Here is a 24,445-nt window from a genome sequence, read left to right as displayed (position 1 = left end):
ACCACTTCTGCCATTTGAAAACAGGGCCACCGACCATTATGGAAGGTGATCAATTTGGATGATTGGGCGGAGATACGCCACCTGTTTTCGACGGGTAAGCACTCGAAGCGTGAGATCGGCAGGATCGTGGGTGTTTCCCGCGGAACGGTGGACCGGGCTTTGGAGTCGGACCGGGCGCCGAAGTATCAGCGGGCGGCCGGAGTGTCGAGTTTTGATGCGTTTGCTCCCAGGGTGCGGGAGTTGTTGGTGAAGACGCCGACGATGCCGGCGGCAACGCTGGCGGAGCGGGTGGGCTGGTCTGGTTCCGCGTCGTTGTTCCGGGCGAAGGTCGCCGCGATCCGGCCTGAATACGCCCCGCCGGACCCGGCTGACCGTCTGGTCCACGAGCCGGGGTTCCAGGTCCAGTGCGATCTCTGGTTCCCGCACGAGCCGCTGCCTGTCGGTGAGGGCCAGTCCGACACGCCGCCGGTGCTGGTGATGACCTCGGCGTTCTCGGGATTCATCCAGGCACGGATGCTGCCGTCGCGGACGACGCCGGACCTTCTGGGCGGAATGTGGACTCTGCTGCAGGACGCGCAGGCGGTTCCGTCGCGGCTGTTGTGGGACAACGAGTCCGGGATCGGCAGGCGCAAACCGACGGAGCCGGTGGCCGCGTTCGCCGGGTCCCTGGGACTGGAGATCAAGCTGCTTCCGCCGTGGGATCCGGAGTCCAAGGGCATGGTCGAGCGGATGAACAGGTTCTTCCGGCAGCGCTTCATGCCCGGCCGGGACTTCCGCTCACCAGCGGACTTCAACGGCCAGCTCGAGGACTGGCTGCCCAAGGCCAATCACCGGTACTCGCGGTCCCGCCACGGCCGCCCTGACGAGCTGATCGTCCTGGACCGGGAGAGGATGCGGGAACTGCCGCCGGTGAGCCCGGAGGCGGTGTTCCGCAACGCGGTACGTCTGCCGCGGGATTACTACGTGCGGGTGTTCTCCAACGACTATTCCGTGGACCCTTCGTTCATCGGGCGGATCGTGGATGTCATCGCTGATCTGGACACCGTCTGGGTAACCCATGACGGGGTCATCATCGCCACCCACGTCCGGGCGTGGGCCCGCCATCTTGTGGTGACCGATCCGGCCCATGTGGCCCGCGCGGCGGTGATGCGCCGGGACTTCCGGACCCAGAGAGTGCACCGCCCCGAACCCGAGGAAGCAGTGCAGGTGCGGGACCTGGCTGCCTACGACGAGATCTTCGGCATCGACCTCGGCCAGCAGCCGAACCGGGTCCTGGAGGTGGCCTCATGACCGGGACACCGTCACAGATCGAGTACTACGCCCGGGCCCTGCGCGCACCACGGATCAGCGATGGGTTCCGCCGGCTCGGGGACCAGGCCAGGGATGCCGGCTGGTCCCATGAGGAGTACCTGGCCGCGGTCCTCTCCCGGGAAGTCTCCGAACGTGAAGCCTCCGGCGCGGCGACACGGATCAAAGCCGCGAGGTTCCCGGCCCACAAGGATCTGGAGGAGTTCAACTTCGATCATCAGCCCTCCGCGGACCGGAACCTCATCGCGCACCTGGGCACCGGCGTGTTCCTCTCCGAGGCCAAAAACGTGGTCCTGCTCGGGCCGCCCGGCACGGGCAAAACCCACCTTGCGGTCGGCATCGGCATCAAGGCAGCCAAGGCCGGGCACAGGGTCCTCTTCGACTCTGCCACCGGCTGGGTAGCCCGCCTCCAGGAAGCCCATTCCCGCGGGAAACTCGCCCAGGAACTGGTCAAACTCCGCCGCTACAGTCTCCTGGTGGTCGATGAAGTCGGCTATATCCCGTTCGATCAGGACGCGGCGAACCTGTTCTTCCAGCTCGTCTCCAGCCGCTACGAACACGCCTCCATGATCCTGACGTCCAACCTCCCGTTCGCCCGCTGGGGCGACGTCTTCGGGGACCTGACCATCGCCTCGGCCATGATCGACCGGATCGTCCACCACGCCGACGTCATCAGCCTCAAAGGCAACAGCTACCGCCTCAAAAAACACCAACCTGCCGCCAGTACGGCACAATAGAACAACAACCCGTGGCCCCGTTTTCAATTGGCGCTATTGGCCCCATTTTCGGTTGGCGTTAACAATCCCGATTTGGCACGCCGGTCAGACAAGATCAGCAAGCCAAGCACCAACCGCGCACGCTACGAGGCAGGCATGGCGGCTCAGGCCGCCAACCGCCCGGACAGCGGGGTGTCGTCTCCGCCGCGTGAACGGACTGGCGGTAGGACAAGAAACGCGGCGGCGGCGCCGCGGTGCCGGGTGGGCACCTGGGCGAACCGTGGCGGAACCGGCAGCATCGACGCATTCTTCAACTATTCCAGCTCAAAGTACGTCTGCGGAAGAATGCCCGGGCCAATATCAGGGTCTCCTGCGTCCGTACACAGTCCACCCAGCGCTGTCCTCTTGTGAGAACGGCGGCCCTGACTACCTGCATCTCGGCCAGCGCACACCTCTAGTGAGTCAGCAATCCTCACGCCACCAGACTTCGGCGCTGCCGGCGCCGGAGTCCGGTGGCGCGGAGACACAACGCGTGACGCCAGTCGGGGGTCGTCCATGGTCGCTGACGGTACCGAACCCAAGTTACACCGCCAGCAGCATTCCAGCAGCCTCTGGCGGTACTCCATGTGACCGGGTGGCTCAAGATGCAGGGCAGTCCTTCCCCGATATGGTCGGAACCAGAATCGACTCAGAGAGTGTAGGAAGAGAATCGTGCCAGACGCGAAGAAAAGGGCCTGTTTCACGTGAAACAGGCCCCTTCTTGAGATCAGAATGCTAGTTTTCGGATCCTGGCGCCAGGACGTCCATGATGCGGTTCAGGTCTTCAACACTGGCGAATTCAATGCTGACACGCCCCTTGCGGACACCCAGAGAAATCTTGACGTTGGTGTCCAAGCGGTCCGACAGCGACGACGCCAGGTAGTCCAGGCGCTCATGCCGGGCCCCCGGACGGGGGATGTTGTTCTTCGCGGGCTTCGCAGGATCCTGGTAGAGAGTGACGGCCTCTTCGGTTGCCCGAACAGACATGCCCTCAGCCACGATCTTCTGGGCAAGTCGTTCCATGGCGGCCGCATCCGGGAGGGCCAACAATGCACGGGCGTGGCCGGCGGAGAGTACGCTCGCCGCCACACGACGCTGAACCAGAGGTGGAAGCTTAAGCAGGCGCAGCGTGTTCGTAACCTGGGGACGTGAACGGCCAATGCGATCCGCGAGCTGCTCGTGAGTGGTTCCGAAATCTTCTAGCAACTGCTGGTAGGCAGCCGCCTCCTCGAGCGGGTTCAGCTGGCTGCGGTGCAGGTTCTCCAGCAGTGCGTCCCTGAGGAGGTCATCATCGGTGGTGTCCCGGACAATGGCGGGGATGGTTTCCATTCCGGCCGCCTGTACTGCCCTCCAGCGACGCTCACCCATCACCAGCTCGTACGGTTCTCCACCTTCTTCGGTTGAGGTACGAACCACAATTGGCTGGAGGACGCCGATTTCGCGCACAGAGTGGATAAGCTCCGCCATGTCATCTTCATCGAAGACTGAGCGGGGCTGTTTCCGGTTCGGATGGATGTCGGTGACCAAAATTTCGGCAAAACGGACACCGGGGACTTCCACAAGATCTACACCGTTATCCGCCTTGCTCGCTGTTTCAGTAGCTTCAGAGGCGGGTGCACCAGACACAGAGACCTCGGATACTGACACATCAGTCACGGCTTCAACCGGCGCGGTCCCATCTTCCACCGCCGAGACAGCGACACGACTCTTGGCCGGAACTTTCGCAGGAGTCTTGGCCGGAGCTTTCGCTGCCGGCGGCTTGTCGGCTGACTTGACGGACGATTTGGCGGGGGAGGCCGTTTTTGGCGCAGCTGCCTTATTCTCTACCGATACGTCGTTGGTCCTAACCGGCGCACCCGACGCGGAAGATGTGGAAGCATCCGAAACTGCCCCGCCATTCCCGGAAGTGTCGTCGGAGGAAACGACTTTCTTACGGCCTTCCGGAAAGAAGAGATCCACGGGCCGCGACACAGCGCTGCCATTGCCCGACGCACTACCGGCGGAACTTGGAATGAGTGCGCCAAGACCGCGGCCCAGGCCACGTCGCTTTTCGCTCATGGATAAATCCCTCCGATGGAAGAGTCAGAACTTGCCGGACTCCGGTTGTTGCACTTCTTGAAGATTCTAGCGTTCAGCGATTTCTGCTGCGGCTTCCAGGTAAGACAGGGCTCCACTGGAGGAAGGATCGTAGGTCATGACTGTTTGCTGGTAGCTCGGGGCTTCTGAAATCCGCACCGAGCGGGGGACTACAGCACCCAGGACCTGTTCCGGGAAGTGCAGGCGAACCTCCGCTGCCACCTGGGCGGCAAGGTTGGTTCGGCCGTCATACATCGTGAGGAGAATTGTGGAGACCACCAGATCTGCATTCAGGTGCTTCTGGATCATCTCGATGTTCTTAAGGAGCTGGCTCAGGCCTTCCAGGGCGTAGTACTCGCACTGGATGGGGATCAAGACCTCACCAGCAGCGCAGAAGGCGTTCACCGTGAGCAGCCCGAGGCTCGGCGGGCAGTCAATAAAAATGTAGTCGAGACGTTCTTCGCCATTCTTCGCCCGGGTCTTGGCATACACATCGATCGCCCTGCGAAGGCGCTGTTCACGGGCCACCAGCGAGACAAGCTCAATCTCCGCACCGGCCAGATGAATGGTGGCAGGAGCACAGATCAAGTTACTGATGTCCGGGCAGGGGGCCACCACGTCGGCAAGAGGGAAATCGTTAATCAGGACATCGTAGATGCTATCCACGTCGGCATGGTGCTCGACTCCTAGGGCGGTGGATGCGTTGCCCTGGGGATCGATATCAATGACCAGGACGTTCAGACCAGCTGCGGCCAGGGCAGCGGCGATGTTCACGGTGGTGGTCGTTTTGCCGACCCCACCCTTTTGGTTGGACACCGTGAAGATGCGTGTTTTCTCTGGTTTGGGAAGTTTGCGGCCTACCAGCCGTTCGCGGCGCCTGGTCTCGTGCGCGAGCTCCCTGGCGATAGGACTGGAGTCATCCATGGTGTCCATGACGTTGGTCCTGCCACCCGTTGTTGTTTCACGTGAAACAGAGGCAAGAGTTGCCATTTCTGCAACCGGATTAGGGTGGCTTTCCCCTCGTCCCGGCGCGGAACCCATGCCAGCAACTGATCGTGCTGACCCCAGAGACACAAACGGGGGTATCCGCTGTGTGGAGGCTTCGCTACTGGTCACTGGGACACACTCTCTCTCATTCGGCTTTTACTGCCGTTGTCTAGCCTAACCGCTTCGTCCCGCAGACCAAGGCTACCGGGCCCGGACTAGGAGATCTTTCGGGCCTTGTTGACGACGATCCGTACCACCGTGGTGGGTTCCTCCAAGAGGCTTTCACCGACAGTCACTACAGAGGTCTTGACGCCACCGAGCTTCCGGATAACCTTTGCTGCTTTTTCGATTTCCTCGCCCGCACTGCGTCCCTTGATGGCCACAACCTCGCCCTTGCCGGCGAGCAGGGGGATGGTCAGGCCGGCCAGGTTGCTCAGCGCGGAAACAGCCCGGGCAGTCACAACGTCAGCGTTAACCATGCCGACCGCCAGTTCAGCGCGGGTCCGCATCACCGAGACGTTTGTCAGGCCCAGATCGTCCACCACTTCCTGGAGCCAGATCACCCGGCGTTCCAACGGCTCGATCAGCGTCAGTTCGAGGTCCGGCCGCGCGATGGCGAGGCAGAGTCCGGGAAGTCCGGCTCCGCTTCCGACGTCGGCAACATGACTACCGTGCGCGATCTCACTTTCGATGACGGCACAGTTGAGGACGTGCCGGCTCCACAACCGTGGAATCTCGCGCGGCCCGATCAGCCCGCGTTCCGTTCCGGACGTGGCCAGGTGCTCTACGTAGCGTTTGGCCAGGTCGAGGCGGGCACCGAAAATCTTCTCTGCCGCCAGCAATTCTGCTGCCGTGATGTCAACCATGATTAGCGGTTCAGCATTCTCTAGTCTGCGGATACAACGATGTGACGCCCGGCGCCTTCGCCCTCGGACTCGCTGACGAGTCCCAGGTCAGCGACGGCGTCGTGAACAATTTTGCGTTCGTAAGCGCTCATCGGCTCCAGTGCCACGGCTTTGCCGGACTCCTTGACCAACGCAGCCGCGTCTTCGGCGATCTTCTGAAGATGGCCGGCGCGCTCCTGACGGTAGCCGTTGATGTCCAGCACCAGGCGTGAGCGGTTCTCCGTTGCGGAGAGAACGGAAAGCCGGGTCAGTTCCTGGAGAGCTTCCAGGACTTCGCCGTCTTCGCCTACGAGGCTGTCGAGACTGTCGGTTTCTTCTTCAGCAACGATGGAAATGTAGGTGCGGCCGTTCCGGACTTCGATGTCGATGTCGCCGTCGATGTCCGCGATATCCAGGAGCTCCTCCAGGTAATCGGCAGCAACGTCGCCTTCCTCTTCGAGTCGGCTGGCAGCGGATCCCTTAGGGGAAGCATCGGTGTCGGTCGCTGATTCGTCCTGATCGTCAATGATCTCGTCGGAAAGGGCGTGTTCGGTGCTCTCGGCTGACATTACTTCTTCTTCCTGTTCTTGCGCTGTGGCTGGACGCGCTGTCCCTTTAGCTCGATGGCCGCGGCCGCGGCTGCGGCTGCTGCCTCCGCTTCGGCGTCGACCTTTTTCCCGCCCAGAATGGGCAGTGCCGGCAGGCCCTTGGCCGCCCGGCGTTCGGCGAGAGCCTTCGCAGCTGGGGATCCCGGCGTCGGCATGCGGCGGATGACGAAGAACTGCTGCGCCATGGTCCAGAGGTTGGTGGTGGTCCAGTAGATGAGCACACCGATGGGGAAGTTGATGCCGCCGACGCCGAACACGACGGGGAGGATGTAGAGCATCATCTTCTGCTGGCGCATGAACGGGCTAGCCATGGCTTCTTCAGACATGTTCTTGGCCATGATCTGCTTCTGCGTGATGAACTGCGAGGCAGTCATGGCCAGAATCATGATGATGCTTAGGACAACGACCGAGACATTGGTGGCGCCGCCGTGCAGCAGGGCGGAGGACAAAGGAGCCCCGAAGATGCTGGACTCGTCAAACTGGATGACCTGTTCCTGGCTCATGGCGCCGATGCCCTTGCCTTGCGTCTTCGCAGAGCTGATTCCTGAAAGCACTTGGAAAAGCGCGAAGAAGAAGGGCATCTGGATCAGCATGGGCAAGCAGGCAGAGAACGGATTAGTGCCGTGCTTCTTGTACATCGCCATCTGTTCCTGCGCCATGGCCTGGCGGGAGAGCTGGTCGGTCTTGCCCTTGTACTTATCCTGCAGCTTCTTCAGGTCGGGCTGCAGCAGCTGCATGCCGCGCTGAGCCTTGATCTGCTTGACGAACACGGGGATCAGGGCAGCACGGATGACCAGCACCAGCCCGACGATGGACAGCGTCCAGGTCCAGCCGTTGGCCGCAGGCAGCCCGACGATGGTCAGGCCCTCATGGAAGCCCACCATAATGATGGAAACCAGCCACTTGAACGGAAACATGATTGTTTCAAAGAAGTCCATACGATATCCCTATTCGTCAGGCCGCACGGCGGCCTTCTCCATCAGTCTGAGCAGCCAGGTACTTGTCCGGGTTGTTCAGCACAACAATTGTGGGGGTCCGGTGTTCGGGCCAGTGGCGGTGGCCGGCGGGGACATGGTCCACACCACCGGCATTCCACGGATGGCAGCGCACAAGGCGGCGGGCCGCAAGCCAGCTGCCCTTCACTGCCCCATGGACAGTGATCGCCTCGAGGGCGTACGCCGAGCAGGAAGGAAAGAAGCGGCAAACCTGGCCATACAAGGGGGAAATCACTTTGCGGTAGGCCATAAGCAGCAGAATAAGAATGTTTCTGGGCAGGTTCCAAAGGAAGGTGCCCACGACGGCAGCAACAGGCTGTAGGTAGTGGACGACGGCGGCAGTTACCTTACGCACGCGGTGTCCCCTCCTGTGTTGTACCGGTTGAACCGTTTACAGCAGCCCGCGGAAGGCGGCTGCCCAACCGGCTCATAGTTGATTCCAGTGCGGCGTTGTAGTCCGCCAGCAGTTGATCCCAGCTGGCGGCAGCGGACGCAGGCAGAGCCCGGACCACTATGGCGAACCCGGTACCGTACTCGCGCAGCGAGGCAGCACCGGCTTCTCTCAGTCTTCTCTTAACGAGATTCCTGACCACAGCGTTCCCGACACCTTTGGAAACGATGAACCCGATCCGGCTGGGTTCGTCGGCAGCAATAGCTACCGCATATAACACTACGTTCCGGCGTCCATTGCGGACACCGGAACGTACGGTTGTTGAAAAATCGGTTGCAGTCCTCACACGGTTACGGGTGGCCAGCACCTTAAACTCGCAAAGAAAAGTTTACCGACGAGTCAGTTATCTAGGCCGACAGTTCGGTGCGGCCCTTGCCACGACGGGCTGCCAGGATGGCACGGCCGGCACGGGTACGCATACGAAGGCGGAAGCCGTGCTTCTTGGCTCGACGGCGGTTATTCGGCTGAAAAGTCCGCTTGCTCACGTTAGTTACTCCAGTGGATCAAAGGTGCGCCCACCCGATCAGTAAAAGGGGAAGAACTGGCCGACGCTAAGTTTTGTATGTGCATACTTCCCCCGGCTGCTCAAACGCGGTGCGTCAGAGAGATTCAGAAGAGGTCAAAAAGCGTACACAAAGGACTTCACAACGTTAGGGCAAAATGCCTGCCAGAGTCAAACCGGGGTACCCCTGGGTCCCTGGTCCAGGCTGTGGTTAACCTGGCCCCACAGCCTGTGGATGAAGTGGCTCACAGGGGCTGTTTCGAACCACAACGGTGTAATTATCCACAAGCTACTTCCCAGCTATCTTCTGGCCTTTTGATCCCCTAGAGTGACTCAGTAGCCGATTATCCACGGACTGTGCATAACCCTGTGGATGAAGCTGAACCAGCATTCTGGTTCGGGACTTGGGGCTGCACGTAATGCAGGCACGCAAGTTTTGAGGAACTGATTGATGACAGTAGACGAAGCCAACCACGCCAATACTGTCGGAAGTTCCTGGCGTCGGGTTGTGAGCCTGCTTGAGCAGGACGACCGCGTATCACCACGGCAGCGGGGCTTTGTCATCCTGGCGCAGGCGCAAGGCCTGATCGGATCCACACTCCTGGTGGCAGTGCCCAACGAACTGACCCGCGAAGTCCTCCAGACCCAGGTCAAGGACGCCCTGGACGATGCCCTCCACAACGTCTTTTCCGAGGACATCCGCTGCGCAATCGATGTGGACACCGACCTGGTCCCGATCCACAAAGAGCCGGAACCTGTCGTCGAACCTTCCTACTCACCAGACCAGCTGATCGAGCAGAAGCCGCAGCCAATGCTGCCGAGCACTTCGCACGAATTCGGCCGGCTGAACCCCAAGTACGTCTTCGATACCTTCGTGATCGGCTCGTCCAACCGCTTTGCCCATGCAGCCGCCGTGGCGGTGGCCGAAGCGCCCGCCAAGGCCTACAACCCGCTGTTCATCTACGGTGATTCCGGACTGGGCAAGACCCACCTCCTACACGCGATCGGCCACTACGCCCGCCGCCTGTACAGCGGAATCCGGGTCCGGTACGTGAACTCCGAAGAGTTCACCAACGACTTCATCAATTCCATCCGCGACGACGAAGGCGCCAGCTTCAAGACCACGTACCGCAACGTGGACGTGCTGCTGATCGACGACATCCAGTTCCTGGCCGGCAAGGACCGGACGCTGGAGGAGTTCTTCCACACGTTCAACTCACTGCACAACAACAACAAGCAGGTGGTCATCACCTCGGACCTGCCCCCCAAGCAGCTGGCCGGGTTCGAGGACCGGATGAAGTCCCGCTTTGAGTGGGGCCTGCTCACCGACATCCAGCCGCCCGAACTCGAGACCCGGATCGCCATCCTGCGGAAGAAGGCCCTCAGTGAAGGCCTCTCCGCCCCGGACGATGCCCTGGAATACATCGCCTCCAAGATCTCCAGCAATATCCGCGAACTCGAAGGGGCACTGATCCGGGTCACGGCGTTCGCCAGCCTGAACCGCCAGCCGGTCGATGTGGCATTGGCGGAAATGGTCCTGAAAGACCTCATCACCGACGACGGCGCCCAGGAAATCACATCGAGCCAGATCCTGATCCAGACAGCCGAGTACTTCAAGCTCAGCATGGAAGAACTCTGCAGCAAGTCGCGGACGCGCACGCTGGTGACCGCCCGGCAGATCGCCATGTACCTGTGCCGCGAACTCACGGACATGTCCCTGCCGAAGATCGGCCAGGAGCTCGGCGGCCGCGACCACACCACGGTGATCCACGCAGACCGCAAGATCCGTGAGCTGATGGCGGAGCGTCGTGTGATCTACAACCAGGTCACCGAACTCACCAACAGGATCAAGCAGCAGCAGCGCAACTCCTGAGCCGTCGCCTCTATACCTTATTAACAGGAGCATGTGGATAACCCTGTGGATAGTTAAGGGGACAACCACGCTTAATGGGCTTAAAACCCTTAAGGCGCCTGTGGATCAGCGAAAACCCAAAAATTGTTATCCCCATCCACAGCCTGTTTAAAACCTGCTTCGCCCACAATCCATGAACAGGCCTTGACCGCTGGATCCTGCGGCCGGATCGAGTTATCCACAGTATCCACAGCAGTTATTAACACTACTAATCCCAAGAAATTGATTTCCCTCAAATAACAACCTCGATCCGCACCCCAACCCGACCCAGGCCCAAGGGCCTCCGGACCCCAGGCGTCCAGTCCGGGGATGGGTTAATCAGTCCTCTTCCGGCTAAGCTGTCAGCAGCGCTCCCATCCTCGGGTTTCTTAGTGGTTCAGCAATCGAAGAACCATGCAGGTTCCGTCTGTTGGGGCGCCCCTACTTTTGGGCTCCCTGTGGGAGTTTCCGGTTCAAACAAGGCAGCAGCAATGAAAGGCGGCACCCTTCCGTGAAGTTCAGAGTCGAACGGGATGTCCTGGCAGAAGCCGTCACCTGGACAGCCCGGTCGTTGTCTCCGCGGCCGCCGGTTCCAGTGCTGTCGGGCCTGCTTCTGAAGGCTGAAGCCGGCACGGTCAGCCTCTCGAGCTTTGACTACGAGACCTCCGCACGGTTGGAAATTCCCGCGGACATCACCGCCGAGGGAACCATCCTTGTTTCCGGACGCCTCCTGGCCGACATTTGCCGAAGCCTTCCTTCCGCTCCGGTCCTAGTGGAGACCGATGGCAACAAAGTCACGCTCACCTGCCGCCGCAGCAGCTTCCACCTGGCCACCATGCCCGAGGCTGAATACCCGCCCCTGCCTGCCTTGCCCGCCATCAGCGGTACCGTCCCGGGTGACGCTTTTGCCCAGGCCGTGTCCCAGGTCATCATTGCAGCCAGCAAGGATGACACCCTCCCCATCCTCACCGGTGTCCGCATGGAGATCGAGGATGACCTCATCACGCTCCTGGCCACTGACCGCTACCGTCTGGCCATGCGCGAAGTGCCGTGGAAGCCCACCACACCGGGAATTTCCACCAGTGCCCTGGTCAAGGCAAAAACCCTGAACGAAGTGGCCAAGACTCTTGGCAGCAGCGGCGACATCAACCTTGCCCTTGCTGACGATGACAGCCGCCTGATCGGCTTCGAAAGCGGCGGCCGCACCACTACGTCTCTGCTCGTCGACGGCGATTACCCCAAGATCCGTTCGCTTTTCCCGGATTCCACGCCCATTCACGCAACCGTCCAGACGCAGGAACTTGTGGAAGCCGTCCGACGTGTATCGCTGGTGGCCGAACGCAACACACCGGTTCGCCTCGCCTTCACCCAAGGACTGCTGCACCTGGACGCCGGCACCGGCGAAGATGCGCAGGCTTCCGAGGAGCTCGAAGCCCAGCTCTCCGGTGATGACATCACGGTCGCCTTCAACCCGCACTACCTGGTGGAGGGCCTGGCCGTCATTGAAACGAAGTACGTCAGGTTCTCCTTCACTACTGCGCCGAAGCCCGCCATGATCACGGCCCAGGCGGACGCTGACGGTGAGGACCAGGACGACTATCGTTACCTGGTCATGCCCGTACGCCTCCCCAACTAGTCCCCACCGCCCCCCTCGCCTCGCCAGCTCGGCCAGGGAACCCTGGCGGCGTGGGCCCAGGCGGTCGTTGTCGTTCTGGGCCCCAACGACAACCGACACCCGATGCAGAAAAGAGACTCCCGTGCACATTGGACTGATCGGCCTTGGCAAGATGGGTTTCAACATGCGCGAACGCCTGCGCAAGGGCGGCATCGAGGTCACCGGCTTTGATCGCAACCCGGAGGTCACTGATGTTGCCTCCGTGGATGCACTCATTGCTGCCGTTCCGGCCCCGCGGCTGATCTGGGTCATGGTTCCGTCAGGCGAGGTCACCGATGCCGTCATCACCGAACTCGGGGACAAGCTCGACGCCGGCGACCTTGTCATCGACGGCGGCAACTCCCGCTTCACGGAAGACCAGAAGCATGGTGCCGCGCTGGCTGAAAGGGGCATCCGTTTTGCCGACTGCGGTGTTTCCGGTGGAGTGTGGGGTCTCAAAAACGGGTACGGACTAATGGCCGGCGGCGATGCCGCCGATATAGAACGGGCACTGCCGGTTTTTGATGTACTGCGTCCCGAAGGCGAGCGGGCGGACAGCTTTGTCCACGTCGGCGGAATCGGTGCAGGACACTACGCGAAGATGGTCCACAACGGCATCGAATACGGCCTGATGCAGGCTTACGCCGAAGGCTACGAATTGTTGGCCGCTAAGGACATTGTTGACGACCTGCCCGGTACGTTCCGCGCCTGGCAGAAGGGCACAGTGGTCCGGTCCTGGCTGCTGGACCTCATGGTCAAGGCGCTGGATGAGGACCCGGGGCTGGAATCCATCGATGACTACGTCGAGGATTCGGGTGAGGGCCGCTGGACCGTTGAGGAAGCCATCGCCAACGCTGTTCCTGCACCGGCCATCACTGCTGCACTTTTCGCGCGCTTTTCCTCCCGCGAAGAAAACTCGCCGGCAATGAAGATGGTTTCAGCGTTGCGCCACCAGTTCGGCGGGCATGCCACCCGCCCCGCCAAGTAACATCCACCCCGGGACCCGCCGGTTCCGAGAATTGTCGAACACCGCGTGTACCTAGAACACCTTTCGCTCACTGACTTCCGCAGCTACGCCCAGGTTGACCTTGCTCTCGAACCGGGTGTCACCGTGCTCGTCGGGGCAAACGGCATCGGCAAAACCAACCTTATGGAGGCCATCGGGTACTTGGCCACGCTCAGTTCACACCGGGTCAGTTCCGATGCCCCGCTGCTGCGGTTCGGTACGGACCGCGCGCTGGTCCGTGCCCGCCTGGTCCGGGGCGAACAGACCACGGTCCTGGAACTTGAGATCAACGCCAGCCGCGCCAACCGGGGGCGCATCAACCGCAGCAATCCCGTCCGGGCCAGGGACCTCCTCGGAATCTGCCAGACCGTGCTTTTCGCCCCCGAGGACCTGGCATTGATCAAGGGAGATCCGTCCAACCGCCGCCGGTTCCTCGACGAGTTGCTGGTCAGCCTCATGCCCCGACATTCGGCGACGCGCACGGACTACGACCGTGTCCTGAAGCAGCGGAACGCCCTGCTCAAATCCGCCCGGGCCGGAAAGTTCACTGCCGGACATGAGGCCACCCTTGATGTCTGGGACCACCACATGGCCCGGGCTGGCGCGGAACTGCTGCACGCCCGGCTGGAACTGGTTGAACTGCTGCGCCCGCACTTGGCCAAGGCGTACGCCCAGCTCACGGATGGCTCCAAGGAAGCCAACGCGGTCTACCGGTCCACACTGCAAAACCTGATGGACGACGACGGCGGTGCAGCACCGGATGCCGGCGGCGGTTTGATGGTGGCTGGGTCCGCCGCTGCCGAAGATCTGCGGGACCTCACCGTTGAGAACCTCACCGGGCGCTATGTCCAGGCCTTTGCGGCTTCCCGCCGCAAGGAACTTGAACGCGGAATCTCCTTGGTGGGGCCGCACCGGGATGAGCTGGAACTGATCCTGGGCGAAGCGCCTGCCAAGGGATATGCCTCGCATGGCGAGACCTGGTCCATGTGCCTCTCCCTTCGCCTTGCCTCGTACTACGTCATGCTCGAGGACGCCAGGACCGGCGGGTCTGCCCCGATCCTCATCCTCGATGACGTTTTCGCCGAACTGGATGTGCAGCGGCGGCGTAAACTGGCGGCAATAGTCTCCGGCGCGGAACAGGTCCTGGTGACCGCCGCCGTCGACGCCGATATCCCGGAGGAGCTCTCCGGCCGGCGGGTGAAGGTCATTCCGGGAGGAATCGATGAATAAGGATGAAAAGAGCGGGCTGCAGCCCGGCCGGGATCCTGACAACATCGATGCCCCGCAGGCTGCGCTGAACCGCATGCGGGAGGCCGCGGCAGCGCGCGGCGAAATCCGTCGCAAGGCACCCCCGAAGGCCGGCGCCGCCAAAACAAAGGGTGGGATCCGGGATACGCGGGGTTTCCGCCAGTTCCACTCCACCGGCCGGGATCCGTTGGGGCTTGGCAAAGTGGTGGGACGTCTCGTGGCCGAACGCGGCTGGAGCTCACCGGTAGCGGTGGGGTCGGTCATGGCGGAGTGGGCCACGCTGGTGGGCCCGGAAATTTCAGCGCACTGCACCCCGGAGAGTTTTACCGATACCACCCTTCACGTGCGCTGCGACTCGACCGCCTGGTCCACGCAGCTGCGGCTGCTGAGTAACAGCCTGCTGGAGAAATTCCGCACGGAACTGGGCGATGGCGTGGTCACCAGCATCCAGGTGTTGGGACCGTCGGCACCCAGCTGGCGCAAGGGCGGACGTACCGTCAACGGCCGCGGGCCGCGGGATACTTACGGCTAGCAGCCGCCGTCGGCTCTTGAATATTCGTCCGGCGGCGTGTAGGGCGGTCCAACGACCACGGAGCGTATAGGAACCCGGAGGCGGGACCTCGAGGGCGCCCAAGGCGGGGTCAATGGCCTCGCACAGGCATATCCGGGTGCCGCGACGCCTGCCGGAATGCGGGTTTGCGGCTCATTTCACGATAGAATCACAGCAGATAACTGGGCGCCGGTGAAACGTTGACTGAGTCCGTTTTCCGCACGCTCTCCGCAGGCGGACTTCGGTTCCGCACGTCGACGTATCCGTCAGTGCCATCAGCTTGTGCCTGTTGGCGGATGCTTTCCCATGGAAGGACACCGCCGGCCATCATCGAAAAAGAGGAGTCGACAGCACCTGTGGCTAACGACAATACAGATACCCAGGCAGTGGAACGCGCAGCGGAGGACGTACGTACCCCCGATACGCCGGCGGAGGCCGTGACACCCCGGGAATACGGCGCAAGCGACATCACGGTACTTGAGGGCCTCGAGGCCGTCCGGAAACGCCCGGGCATGTACATCGGTTCCACCGGGCCGCGCGGCCTGCACCACCTGGTCTATGAAGTGGTGGACAACTCTGTTGATGAGGCGCTGGCCGGGTACTGCACGCACATCGAAATAGTCCTGCAGGCCGACGGTGGCGTCAAAGTTGTTGACGATGGCCGCGGAATCCCCGTGGACATGCACCCCACCGAGCACAAGCCCACCGTTGAAGTTGTTATGACCATCCTGCACGCCGGCGGCAAATTTGGCGGCGGCGGTTACGCAGTCTCGGGCGGCCTCCACGGCGTGGGTATTTCCGTGGTGAACGCGCTCTCCAGCAGGGTGGACACCGAAGTCCGGCGGCAAGGCAGCGTCTGGCGGATGTCCTTCGCAGACGGCGGCAAGCCCCAGGGAGGTCTGGTCCAGGGTGAAGAGTCCGAGACGACCGGCACCACCCAGACTTTTTACCCTGACGCCGGCATCTTCGAATCCACGGAATTTGATTTCGAGACGCTCCGCGCCCGCTTCCAGCAGATGGCCTTCCTGAACAAGGGCCTGCGGATCACCCTTACGGACGAGCGCGCCGCGGCGTCGCACGCGGACGCCAATGAGGACCTTGACCTTGACGCTGTGGTCACCGAAGGTGAAGTTACCGCCGAGCACCGCACCGTGGTGTACCAGTACGACGACGGCCTGCTGGACTATGTGAAGCACCTGAACTCGGGCAAAAAGGTTGATGTTGTCCACGAGGACGTCATTTCCTTCGAAACCGAGGACACGGAACGGCACATCGCACTGGAAATGGCGATGCAGTGGACCAACGCGTATTCCGAGAGCGTCCACACCTACGCGAACACCATCAACACCCACGAAGGCGGCACCCACGAAGAGGGCTTCCGCGCCGCGATGACCTCCCTCATCAACCGCTACGCGCGGGAGAAGAGCATCATCAAGGAAAAGGATGACAACCTCACCGGTGACGATATCCGTGAAGGCCTCACAGCGGTCATCTCCGTGAAGCTGGCCGAGCCGCAGTTCGAGGGCCAGACCAAGACCAAGCTCGGCAACTCCGAGGTCAAGGGTTTCGTCCAGAGAGTTGTCACCGACGGCCTGGGCGACTGGCTGGAACGCAACCCCGGCCCCGCCCGCGATGTCATCCGCAAGGCCATTTCCGCGGCCCAGGCGCGGATGGCTGCCCGGAAGGCCCGTGACAATGCGCGCCGCAAGAGCCCGCTGGAATCCTTCGGGATGCCCGGCAAGCTCTCCGACTGTTCTTCGAAGGATCCCGCCCGCTGCGAGGTATACATCGTGGAGGGCGACTCCGCCGGTGGTTCCGCCAAGCGCGGCCGCAACCCTGAAACCCAGGCCATCCTGCCGCTGCGCGGCAAGATCCTGAACGTGGAGCGGGCCCGGCTCGATAAGGCCTTGGGCAACACCGAGGTCCAGTCCATGATCACTGCCTTCGGCACCGGCATCGGCGAGGACTTCGACCTCAGCAAGCTCCGTTACCACAAGATTGTGCTGATGGCCGATGCTGACGTTGACGGCCAGCACATCACCACGCTGCTCATGACACTGTTGTTCCGCTACATGCGCCCGCTGATCGAAAACGGCTACGTGTACCTCGCGCAGCCCCCGCTGTACCGGATCAAGTGGTCCAACGCGCCGCACGACTACGTCTTCAGCGACAAGCAGCGCGATGCCAAGCTCCTGTCCGGGCAGGCCGCCGGCCGCCGTATTCCCAAGGACAACGGCATCCAGCGCTACAAAGGCCTGGGCGAGATGGACTATACCGAGCTGTGGGACACCACCATGGACCCGGACCACCGGACCCTCCTGCAGGTCACCATGGACGATGCCCTGGCAGCGGACCAGACCTTCTCCACATTGATGGGCGAAGACGTGGAGTCCCGCCGAAACTTCATCCAGCAGAACGCCAAGGACGTCAGGTTCCTGGATATCTGACCGGTTCACCGAGTAGATATTCCAAGCCCGACATATACCTGAAACGGAAAATATAAACGATGAGTGACGAGACACCCGAGAACCCGGCGGAATCCGCCGATCTTCCGGAAACCGTTCTTGAAGGCGATGTGCTGGTTGACCGTGTGGAGCAGGTGGACCTGCAGACGGAAATGCAGCGCTCGTATCTGGACTACGCCATGGCCGTTATTGTGGGCCGCGCCCTTCCCGACGTGCGCGATGGCCTCAAACCCGTGCACCGCCGCGTGCTGTACGCGATGTTCGATGGCGGCTACCGGCCGGAACGGTCATTCAACAAATGCGCCCGTGTGGTGGGCGAGGTCATGGGCCAGTACCACCCCCACGGCGACACCGCGATCTACGATGCGCTGGTCCGCCTGATCCAGGACTGGACCATGCGCTACCCGCTGGCCCTGGGTCAGGGTAACTTCGGTTCGCCTGGCAATGACGGTGCCGCTGCCCCGCGATACACCGAAACGAAAATGTCCCAGCTGGCTATGGAGATGGTCCGGGACATCGACGAGGAAACTGTCGACTTCCAGGACAACTACGACGGCAAAAACCAGGAACCCACCATCCTGCCGTCGCGTTTCCCCAACCTGCTGGTCAACGGTTCTTCCGGCATTGCCGTGGGCATGGCCACCAACATTCCGCCGCACAACCTTCGCGAGGTGGCGGACGGCGTCCAGTGGTACCTGGCCAACCCGACTGCCAGCCGCGAAGAACTGCTCGAAGAGCTGCTGCTCCGTATCAAGGGACCGGATTTCCCGACCGGCGCGACCATTCTCGGCCACAGGGGCATCGAGGACGCGTACCGGACGGGCCGCGGATCCGTCACCATGCGCGCCGTGGTCAACGTTGAGGAACTCCAGGGCCGGACGTGCCTGGTTGTCACCGAACTGCCGTACCAGGCCAACCCGGACAACCTGGCCATCAAGATCGCCGAACTGGTCAAGGACGGGAAGATCTCCGGTATTGCGGACCTCCGCGACGAGACCTCCGGCCGCACCGGCCAACGGCTGGTCATTGTTCTCAAGCGCGACGCCGTGGCCAAGGTGGTGCTGAACAACCTCTACAAGCACACAGAGCTGCAGAGCAACTTCTCCGCCAACATGCTGGCCATCGTGGACGGGGTTCCTCGCACGCTGAGCCTGGACGCGTTCATCCGCCACTGGGTAACGCACCAGCTGGACGTTATTGCGCGCCGCACCCGTTACCGCCTGCGCAAGGCCGAAGAAGAGGCGCATATCCTGCGTGCCCTCCTGAAGGCCTTGGACGCTCTGGACGAAGTCATTGCACTCATCCGGGCGTCCAACACCACCGAAGCCGCGCGCGACGGACTGATGCAGCTGCTGGACATCGACGAACTGCAGGCCCGGGCCATCCTGGACATGCAGCTGCGCCGCCTTGCAGCCCTGGAACGCCAGAAGATCCAGGACCGCCATTCCGAACTCGAGGCCCTGATCGCCGAGTACAACTCGATCCTTGCCTCCGAGGAACGACAGCGCGGAATCATCAGCACCGAGCTGGGCGAGATCGTGGCCAAACACGGCGATGACCGCCGGACCAAGATCCTGATGGGCTTCGACGGTGACATGTCCATGGAGGACCTGATCCCCGAAGAGGAAATGGTTGTCACCATCACCCGCGGCGGTTACGTCAAGCGCACACGCAGCGACAACTACCGGTCGCAGCAGCGCGGCGGCAAGGGCATCAAGGGCGCCCAACTCCGAGGCGACGACGTAGTGGAGCACTTCTTCGTGACCACCACGCACCACTGGCTCCTGTTCTTCACCAACCTCGGCCGGGTATACCGTGCGAAGGCCTATGAACTGGTGGAGGCCGGCCGTGATGCCAAGGGCCAGCACGTTGCCAACCTGATGGCTTTCCAGCCGGACGAACACATCGCCCAGGTCCTGGACATCAGGGACTACCAGCAGGCCCCTTACCTGGTGCTGGCCACCAAGCGCGGACTGGTCAAGAAGACCCGCCTGGAGGACTACGACACCAACCGTTCCGCCGGCGTCATCGCGATCAACCTGCGCGACGAGGACGAACTGGTATCCGCCCAGCTGGTCTCCGAAACGGATGACCTCATGCTGGTGTCCCGCATGGGACAGTCCATCCGCTTCACCGCCACCGACGATGCCTTGCGTCCCATGGGCCGGGCCACGTCCGGTGTCACCGGGATGAAGTTCCGCGAGGACGATGAACTGCTGGCGGCGGACGTCGTCACGGACGGTTCCTTTGTTTTTGTCGTCACTGAGGGCGGATACGCCAAACGCACCGCGGTGGAGGAATACCGCCTGCAAGGCCGCGGCGGCCTCGGCATCAAGGTGGGCAAGTACCAGGAGGAACGGGGCCACCTCGTAGGCGCCCTGATTGTCCAGGAAGAGGACGAAGTCCTGGTGGTCATGGAAGGCGGCAAGGTTGTCCGTTCATCGGTGGCCGGCGTACCTGCCAAGGGCCGCGACACCATGGGCGTTATCTTCGCGAAGCCGGACAAGAATGACCGCATCATTGAGGTGGCCAGGAACAGCGAACGCGGCCTCGAGGGCGAAGAATCCGCGGACGATGACGTAACGTTGGCTGAAGAGGCCGGGTCCGCCGAAGGATCCGCAGGGTCAGCATCAACAGCAGAAACATCACCGGATGTTGAGTCAGAGCACGTCTCCGGCGACGCTGAGCCGAACGAAGACTACACCGGAGGTAACGAGTGAGTAATCCCGACTCATATCCCAAACCGAGCCGCAACGTCCCCGGCGGTACGCCGCCCGTGGCCGCACCACGGGTGAACAACCCTGTCCGTCCGCAGCAGCGCCCAGCGGCCCCTACCGCCGCGCCGGGCCAGCGTCCCGCCGTTCCCGGCCAGCGCCCTGCGCAGGATCGGGTTCCGGCAGGCCAGAACGGCCAGCGTGCAGGGCAGGGCAGGCCGCCGGCAGCACAGACCAGCCAGCGCCCCGTGCAGGGCCGGTCTCCGCAGGGCCAGCCCGGCCTGGTCAAGCCTGCACCCAAGGCCAAGGTCAGGCGTGCACGGCTGCTGGTGAGCAAGGTGGATCCCTGGTCGGTCCTGAAGATGGCATTCCTCCTGTCGGTGGCGCTGGGAATCGTCACTGTCGTGGCCGCGATCGTCCTCTGGACGGTCCTGGACCTCACCGGAATCTTTGACCAGGTGGATAGCCTCCTGGGCACCCTGGCAGGCTCCGAAGGCGGCGGGTTCGAACTGAAGAAGGTCGCATCCCTGGGGCAGGTGGCTTCCTTTGCCACGATCATCGCAGTGGTGAACGTCGTCCTGCTGACGGCGCTGTCCATGCTCTCAGCGGTGCTTTACAACATCTCCGCAACGCTCGTTGGCGGCATCGGTGTCACCCTCACGGACGACTGAAAACCCGTATTTTCACCGGAAATTCTCCGGCGAAATGCCTCGATTTGAGATCGGGCCGGGATGTGCTGTAAAGTCATGTCTCGGCCCGATGAGGCATCGGGGCGTATAGCTCAGGCGGTTAGAGCGCTTCGCTGATAACGAAGAGGTCCCAGGTTCAAGTCCTGGTACGCCCACGGAACCTGTGCAGGTTCGAAGGAAGGTTTGGTTTGCTTCACGGCAAGCGGGACCGGAAAGGGGAGCATGTGAAGAAGTTGCTGGTACTTGCAGCTGCGATCGCAGGCATCCTGCTCTACAGGAAAGCACAGGAGTCCGAGGCCCGGAAGACAGTCTGGAGCCAGTTGACCGACAAGGTCGAATAGGCCGGAGTCCCGGACCGGGAGCTTGCAAAAGGCTCCACGGTTCTAGGGTATGATTGACGGGTTGCTTCTTATGGGGGCATGGCGCAATTGGTAGCGCACCTGCTTTGCAAGCAGGGGGTTCGGGGTTCGAGTCCCCGTGCCTCCACCATAAGGAAGTCCCGGACAGCTGAAAAGCTGTCCGGGACTTTTTTCGTTAACGCAGAACAGTAAGGTTGAACGGTGAACCTCCTTCTTGCGGCCCTTGGGGTCCTGGGCGTAGCTTCGTCCGGGCCGTTGATCGCCGCCACCCTCGGTGCCACCACCGCCAGCGCCCTCGCCATCGCCTTCTGGCGCAATGCCATCGGGGCCGCAGTGATGGCTACCCCCACCCTGGTCCGCGAACCCCGGCAGTTCGGCCGGATCACCGGTCCCGAGTTCCGCTGGTCGCTGTTCGCCGCCGTCGCCCTGGCCCTGCACTTTGCCTGCTTCATCACGTCTCTCCAGCTCACCTCCGTGGCTGCTGCCACCGCCCTGGTCTGCCTGCAGTCGGCCTGGATCGCCGTATTCCAGATCTTCCGCGGCACCAGGCACCGCTGGCAGGTGCTGGTAGGGCTCGGGATCGCCTTTGCTGGCGTTGTCACCATCACCGGGTTCGACATGGGTTCCTCACCGGACGCGCTTCTGGGCGACCTGCTGGCCGTCGCTGGCGGAGCCCTGGCCGGCCTCTACACGCTTGCAGGCGGCAAGGCCCGCCAGACCATGACCACGGGAACGTACACCACGCTCTGCTATGGGATGTGCGCGGCCGTTGTGGCGGTACTGGCGCTCTTCAGCGGCCAGCCGCTGGTGGGGTTCGACTCCGTTGGCTGGGTAGGGATCCTGGCCATCACCGTGTGCGCCCAACTAGTGGGCCACACCGCCTTCAATCACCTGCTGGCCACGATGAGCCCGCTGCTGGTGTCGATGATAATCCTGCTGGAGATCCCCGGCGCAGCCGTGCTGGCCGCCGTCTTCCTGGACGAGACCCTGCCGGCCGGCACGTACGGCGGATTGGGGTTCATCCTGGTGGGGCTCGCCGTCGTGGTTCTGGGACAGAGGTCAGGTTCACGGATACGTCGGGATAGCTCCGGCCCGCATGCGGATGAGCCGCAGTCGGGCCGTCTGGCTGACCTTGGAACGGACTGAGGCAGGCCCTCGAGGCAGGACTTGGGGGCGAGCTTACTGCCCGCCGCGGCGGACAGGCTGGGCGGTGTTGACCGTGTGGATCGCCCGCAGGAGCTTCGCCGGGAAGTAAACCGAGAAGAACACCACCATGGGTGCCTTGAGGGCCATTTTCTTGACGTTGTGCGCCTTGTACGTGCGGTCGAAGCGGGTCACGTAATACCGGTAGTCCCGCGGTGAATCCTCGAGCCGGCGGGCGGACATCCCGGAGACCATCTGGGGCCAGTACTGGACCTTGAGTTCGTGGTCGGCGAGGTGCAGGGAGAGGTCGATGTCCTCGTGCATCTCGTCCTTCTCGTCACGGCAGGTTTCGTCGCGGATGGTTTCCCATGCGGTGGCGCGCAGGGCCATGTTGGAGCCGAACAGGAAGTGGTACTGGTGCTTGGCGAGCTTGAGCATCAGCTGGCGCATCTTGTCGTCTGCCTTGAGCCCGAACCGCCGCATCGGCATGTCGTAGTAGACCACGGGTCCGGTGGCTGCCTGGACTGACGGGTCAAAAAAGGCCTTCTGGACCTGTTCAACCCAGTCCGGCTCGACAACCGAATCCGCGTCAATGCGTCCCAGGATGTCGCCGGTGGCGTGGTTGAGGCCAAAATTCCGGGTGGGAATCAGGCCCTGGTCCAGGTCCTGGCTGAGCAGGATGATGGGACTTTCCGGATACTCCAGCTGCATCTGCGCCACGATGGCGGCGGTGCGGTCAGTGGAGAGGTTGTCCACCACGATGATCTCGTGGGCCGGCACCGACTGGTACACCGCAGCGATGAGACACTGCCGGATGACACTTTCCTCGTTGTAGGCCGGGATAACAATGGACACGCACGGCAGCTGTGCTGCGTCGTTCAAGGCATCCCCAGAGGATTTATCGGCTGACATCAGATCAAATTTAGCACCGATCGGGATTTGACCTGCCAGCGGCTGGGTCCGGTCCGCACAAACACTGGGAAAACGCTGAAAGGGCCCCGCGCCAGGCGGAGCCCCTTCGTATGGACGGCGCTGCGGCGCCGGAAGCGCTAGTTGCTGCCCTTGTCCGCGGAACCGTTCATGTTGGCCGCGATGTTCTTGATGGCGGTCTTGGCATCGGTGGATGCCTTGGCTGCCGCGTCTGCCGATTCGTCGGCGACGTGCTTGGCCTTCTCGGCGGCGTCGTCCACGGTGTCCTTCGCGTCCGTTGCAGCATCCTGTGCCTGGTCGGCCACGGCGTCAGCGGCCGAAGCCGCGGCGGCTGCGGTCTTGCTGGCTGCGTCCTCGGCCGTGTCCTTGGCGTCGTTCACGGTGGTGGCGGGAACCGGCGCCGGAGTGGGGGTGACAGGAGAAGGGGTCTTCCACGGATCTTCCACGGGCTTGGAGGCTTTCCAGGCCGCGACGCCGGCGGCGACGGCCGCGGCGATGATGCCGAACACCAGCCAGCCGCGCTTCTTGGGCTTCTGGGGCTGGGCGATCTGGACGCCGACAGCCTTACCAGCTTCATGCGCGGCGGCCTTCAGCTGGGTGCCGGCCGTCTGCGCCTGTTCCTGGAGGGAATGCACGACGCCGGAATCGGCAAGCCGCTGGGCGACGGCGTCCACGTGGGACGGCGCGCTTTCCAAAGTGCGGTGCACGGCGTCGGACGCGTGGCCGATCTGGTCCGAAAGGCGCGGCAGGTATTCCACCACCACGCGGTCCCGGGCGTTCTGGATAACGGGAGTGGCCTTGTCCAGTGCCTCGTGCAGGCGCGGCGTGGCGACCTCCACGGCGTCGTGAATTTTCGGGGCGAGCTGGGCCAGTCCCTCCTGGATGCGCGGTGTCACTGTTGCGACGCCGTCGGCAAGGTTGTGGGCCGCGGTCTTGAGCCCTTCCTGGATTCTGGGAGATGCGGTGTCCAGGCCATGCTGCAGGCGGGGAACTGCCCAATCCACTGCTGCTTCCACGCGGGGGGATGCCCAGTCCTTGGCGTTCTCAACTGCGCTGTTAACTGACTGTTCAAGGTCACGGGCAATACGATCCGATTTCTTCACAACTACCTCCCGATTAATGTGACGGTTCTGTTGTTAGCCTACGTGCCATGGCCTGCACGGGCTATTCTTCCAGCGGATTTCCGGCTGATTTCACCCAGCGCGGAACTGCTCGTCCTGCCCCTTCCGC

At 62.4% G+C, this 24,445-nt stretch carries 22 protein-coding genes and 2 tRNA genes; 14 read left to right on the top strand and 10 right to left on the bottom strand.

From position 1 onward, the window contains the following. Positions 1-45: 45 nt before the first annotated feature. Positions 46-1,290 carry an IS21 family transposase gene (gene istA, locus DAD99_RS08875; protein ID WP_193341225.1) on the top strand — a complete coding sequence of 415 codons (1,245 nt, stop codon included), beginning with the start codon at positions 46-48 and terminating at the stop codon, positions 1,288-1,290. Beyond that, on the top strand, positions 1,287-2,045 hold the full coding sequence (istB, locus tag DAD99_RS08870) for an IS21-like element helper ATPase IstB (protein WP_193341224.1): 759 nt from the start codon (positions 1,287-1,289) through the stop codon (positions 2,043-2,045). The genes istA and istB overlap by 4 nt, the downstream gene beginning before the upstream one ends. Positions 2,046-2,798: 753 nt before the next feature. Here istB and DAD99_RS08865 read toward each other — a convergent pair. The 8 genes from DAD99_RS08865 to rpmH all read right to left on the bottom strand — a co-directional run bounded on the left by DAD99_RS08865 (position 2,799) and on the right by rpmH (position 8,549). After that, on the bottom strand, positions 2,799-4,121 hold the full coding sequence (locus DAD99_RS08865; protein ID WP_193341223.1) for a ParB/RepB/Spo0J family partition protein: 1,323 nt from the start codon (positions 4,119-4,121) through the stop codon (positions 2,799-2,801). Between the two features lie 66 nt (positions 4,122-4,187). After that, complete coding sequence (locus DAD99_RS08860) at positions 4,188-5,255, bottom strand: ParA family protein (RefSeq protein WP_309233235.1); 1,068 nt, start codon at positions 5,253-5,255, stop codon at positions 4,188-4,190. A gap of 86 nt (positions 5,256-5,341) precedes the next feature. Continuing rightward, entirely contained in the window at positions 5,342-5,992 is a 651-nt protein-coding gene (gene rsmG, locus DAD99_RS08855; RefSeq protein WP_193341222.1) for a 16S rRNA (guanine(527)-N(7))-methyltransferase RsmG, read from the bottom strand. A 20-nt stretch (positions 5,993-6,012) separates the two neighbouring features. After that, on the bottom strand, positions 6,013-6,579 hold the full coding sequence (locus tag DAD99_RS08850; protein WP_193341221.1) for a R3H domain-containing nucleic acid-binding protein: 567 nt from the start codon (positions 6,577-6,579) through the stop codon (positions 6,013-6,015). After that, positions 6,579-7,556 (bottom strand): membrane protein insertase YidC, encoded by a 978-nt coding sequence (gene yidC / locus DAD99_RS08845; RefSeq protein WP_193341220.1) that lies wholly within the window; start codon positions 7,554-7,556, stop codon positions 6,579-6,581. Before yidC ends, DAD99_RS08850 begins: the two co-directional genes overlap by 1 nt. A gap of 16 nt (positions 7,557-7,572) precedes the next feature. Next, a complete protein-coding gene (gene yidD, locus DAD99_RS08840) occupies positions 7,573-7,968 on the bottom strand; it encodes a membrane protein insertion efficiency factor YidD (RefSeq protein WP_193341219.1) in 396 nt (131 codons plus the stop codon). After that, positions 7,961-8,371 (bottom strand): ribonuclease P protein component, encoded by a 411-nt coding sequence (gene rnpA, locus DAD99_RS08835; protein ID WP_185262048.1) that lies wholly within the window; start codon positions 8,369-8,371, stop codon positions 7,961-7,963. Before rnpA ends, yidD begins: the two co-directional genes overlap by 8 nt. A 40-nt stretch (positions 8,372-8,411) precedes the next feature. Next, positions 8,412-8,549 (bottom strand): 50S ribosomal protein L34, encoded by a 138-nt coding sequence (gene rpmH, locus DAD99_RS08830; protein WP_003800212.1) that lies wholly within the window; start codon positions 8,547-8,549, stop codon positions 8,412-8,414. Between the two features lie 468 nt (positions 8,550-9,017). On the opposite strand from rpmH, the gene dnaA reads away from it, so the two are divergent. The 12 genes from dnaA to DAD99_RS08775 all read left to right on the top strand — a co-directional run bounded on the left by dnaA (position 9,018) and on the right by DAD99_RS08775 (position 22,288). Then, entirely contained in the window at positions 9,018-10,439 is a 1,422-nt protein-coding gene (gene dnaA / locus DAD99_RS08825) for a chromosomal replication initiator protein DnaA (RefSeq protein WP_185262049.1), read from the top strand. Positions 10,440-10,968: 529 nt separating this feature from the next. Continuing rightward, positions 10,969-12,093, top strand: a complete 1,125-nt coding sequence (dnaN, locus tag DAD99_RS08820; protein WP_193341218.1) for a DNA polymerase III subunit beta — start codon at positions 10,969-10,971, stop codon at positions 12,091-12,093. 121 nt (positions 12,094-12,214) lie between these two features. After that, on the top strand, positions 12,215-13,099 hold the full coding sequence (gnd, locus tag DAD99_RS08815; RefSeq protein WP_193341217.1) for a phosphogluconate dehydrogenase (NAD(+)-dependent, decarboxylating): 885 nt from the start codon (positions 12,215-12,217) through the stop codon (positions 13,097-13,099). A 45-nt stretch (positions 13,100-13,144) separates the two neighbouring features. Beyond that, positions 13,145-14,347 (top strand): DNA replication/repair protein RecF, encoded by a 1,203-nt coding sequence (recF, locus tag DAD99_RS08810; protein ID WP_193341216.1) that lies wholly within the window; start codon positions 13,145-13,147, stop codon positions 14,345-14,347. After that, complete coding sequence (locus DAD99_RS08805) at positions 14,340-14,897, top strand: DUF721 domain-containing protein (RefSeq protein WP_193341215.1); 558 nt, start codon at positions 14,340-14,342, stop codon at positions 14,895-14,897. Before recF ends, DAD99_RS08805 begins: the two co-directional genes overlap by 8 nt. Before the next feature lie 374 nt (positions 14,898-15,271). After that, positions 15,272-17,362: a DNA topoisomerase (ATP-hydrolyzing) subunit B gene (gyrB, locus tag DAD99_RS08800; protein ID WP_193341214.1), complete on the top strand. Its 2,091-nt coding sequence runs from the start codon at positions 15,272-15,274 to the stop codon at positions 17,360-17,362. Between the two features lie 59 nt (positions 17,363-17,421). Then, positions 17,422-20,100 (top strand): DNA gyrase subunit A, encoded by a 2,679-nt coding sequence (gene gyrA / locus DAD99_RS08795; protein WP_193341213.1) that lies wholly within the window; start codon positions 17,422-17,424, stop codon positions 20,098-20,100. Further along, a complete protein-coding gene (locus DAD99_RS08790) occupies positions 20,097-20,765 on the top strand; it encodes a DUF3566 domain-containing protein (protein WP_193341212.1) in 669 nt (222 codons plus the stop codon). The genes gyrA and DAD99_RS08790 overlap by 4 nt, the downstream gene beginning before the upstream one ends. A 99-nt stretch (positions 20,766-20,864) precedes the next feature. Continuing rightward, positions 20,865-20,938, top strand: a tRNA-Ile gene (locus tag DAD99_RS08785). 69 nt (positions 20,939-21,007) lie between these two features. After that, positions 21,008-21,124: a DLW-39 family protein gene (locus tag DAD99_RS21650; protein ID WP_309233234.1), complete on the top strand. Its 117-nt coding sequence runs from the start codon at positions 21,008-21,010 to the stop codon at positions 21,122-21,124. Between the two features lie 72 nt (positions 21,125-21,196). Next, a tRNA-Ala gene (locus DAD99_RS08780) sits at positions 21,197-21,272 on the top strand. 71 nt (positions 21,273-21,343) lie between these two features. Further along, positions 21,344-22,288: a DMT family transporter gene (locus DAD99_RS08775; RefSeq protein ID WP_193341211.1), complete on the top strand. Its 945-nt coding sequence runs from the start codon at positions 21,344-21,346 to the stop codon at positions 22,286-22,288. A 33-nt stretch (positions 22,289-22,321) separates the two neighbouring features. On the opposite strand, the gene DAD99_RS08770 is transcribed toward DAD99_RS08775, so the two are convergent. Beyond that, entirely contained in the window at positions 22,322-23,197 is an 876-nt protein-coding gene (locus DAD99_RS08770) for a glycosyltransferase family 2 protein (RefSeq protein WP_193341210.1), read from the bottom strand. A gap of 137 nt (positions 23,198-23,334) precedes the next feature. Next, on the bottom strand, positions 23,335-24,318 hold the full coding sequence (locus DAD99_RS08765) for a hypothetical protein (protein WP_193341209.1): 984 nt from the start codon (positions 24,316-24,318) through the stop codon (positions 23,335-23,337). Positions 24,319-24,445: the final 127 nt, after the last annotated feature.

Origin of the sequence: Pseudarthrobacter sp. AB1 (assembly GCF_014926485.1) — a bacterium.
Taxonomy (GTDB): Bacteria; Actinomycetota; Actinomycetes; order Actinomycetales; family Micrococcaceae; genus Arthrobacter.
Note: the sequence above shows the minus strand (reverse complement) of the source record. Positions and strands in the feature narration are given on the sequence as shown.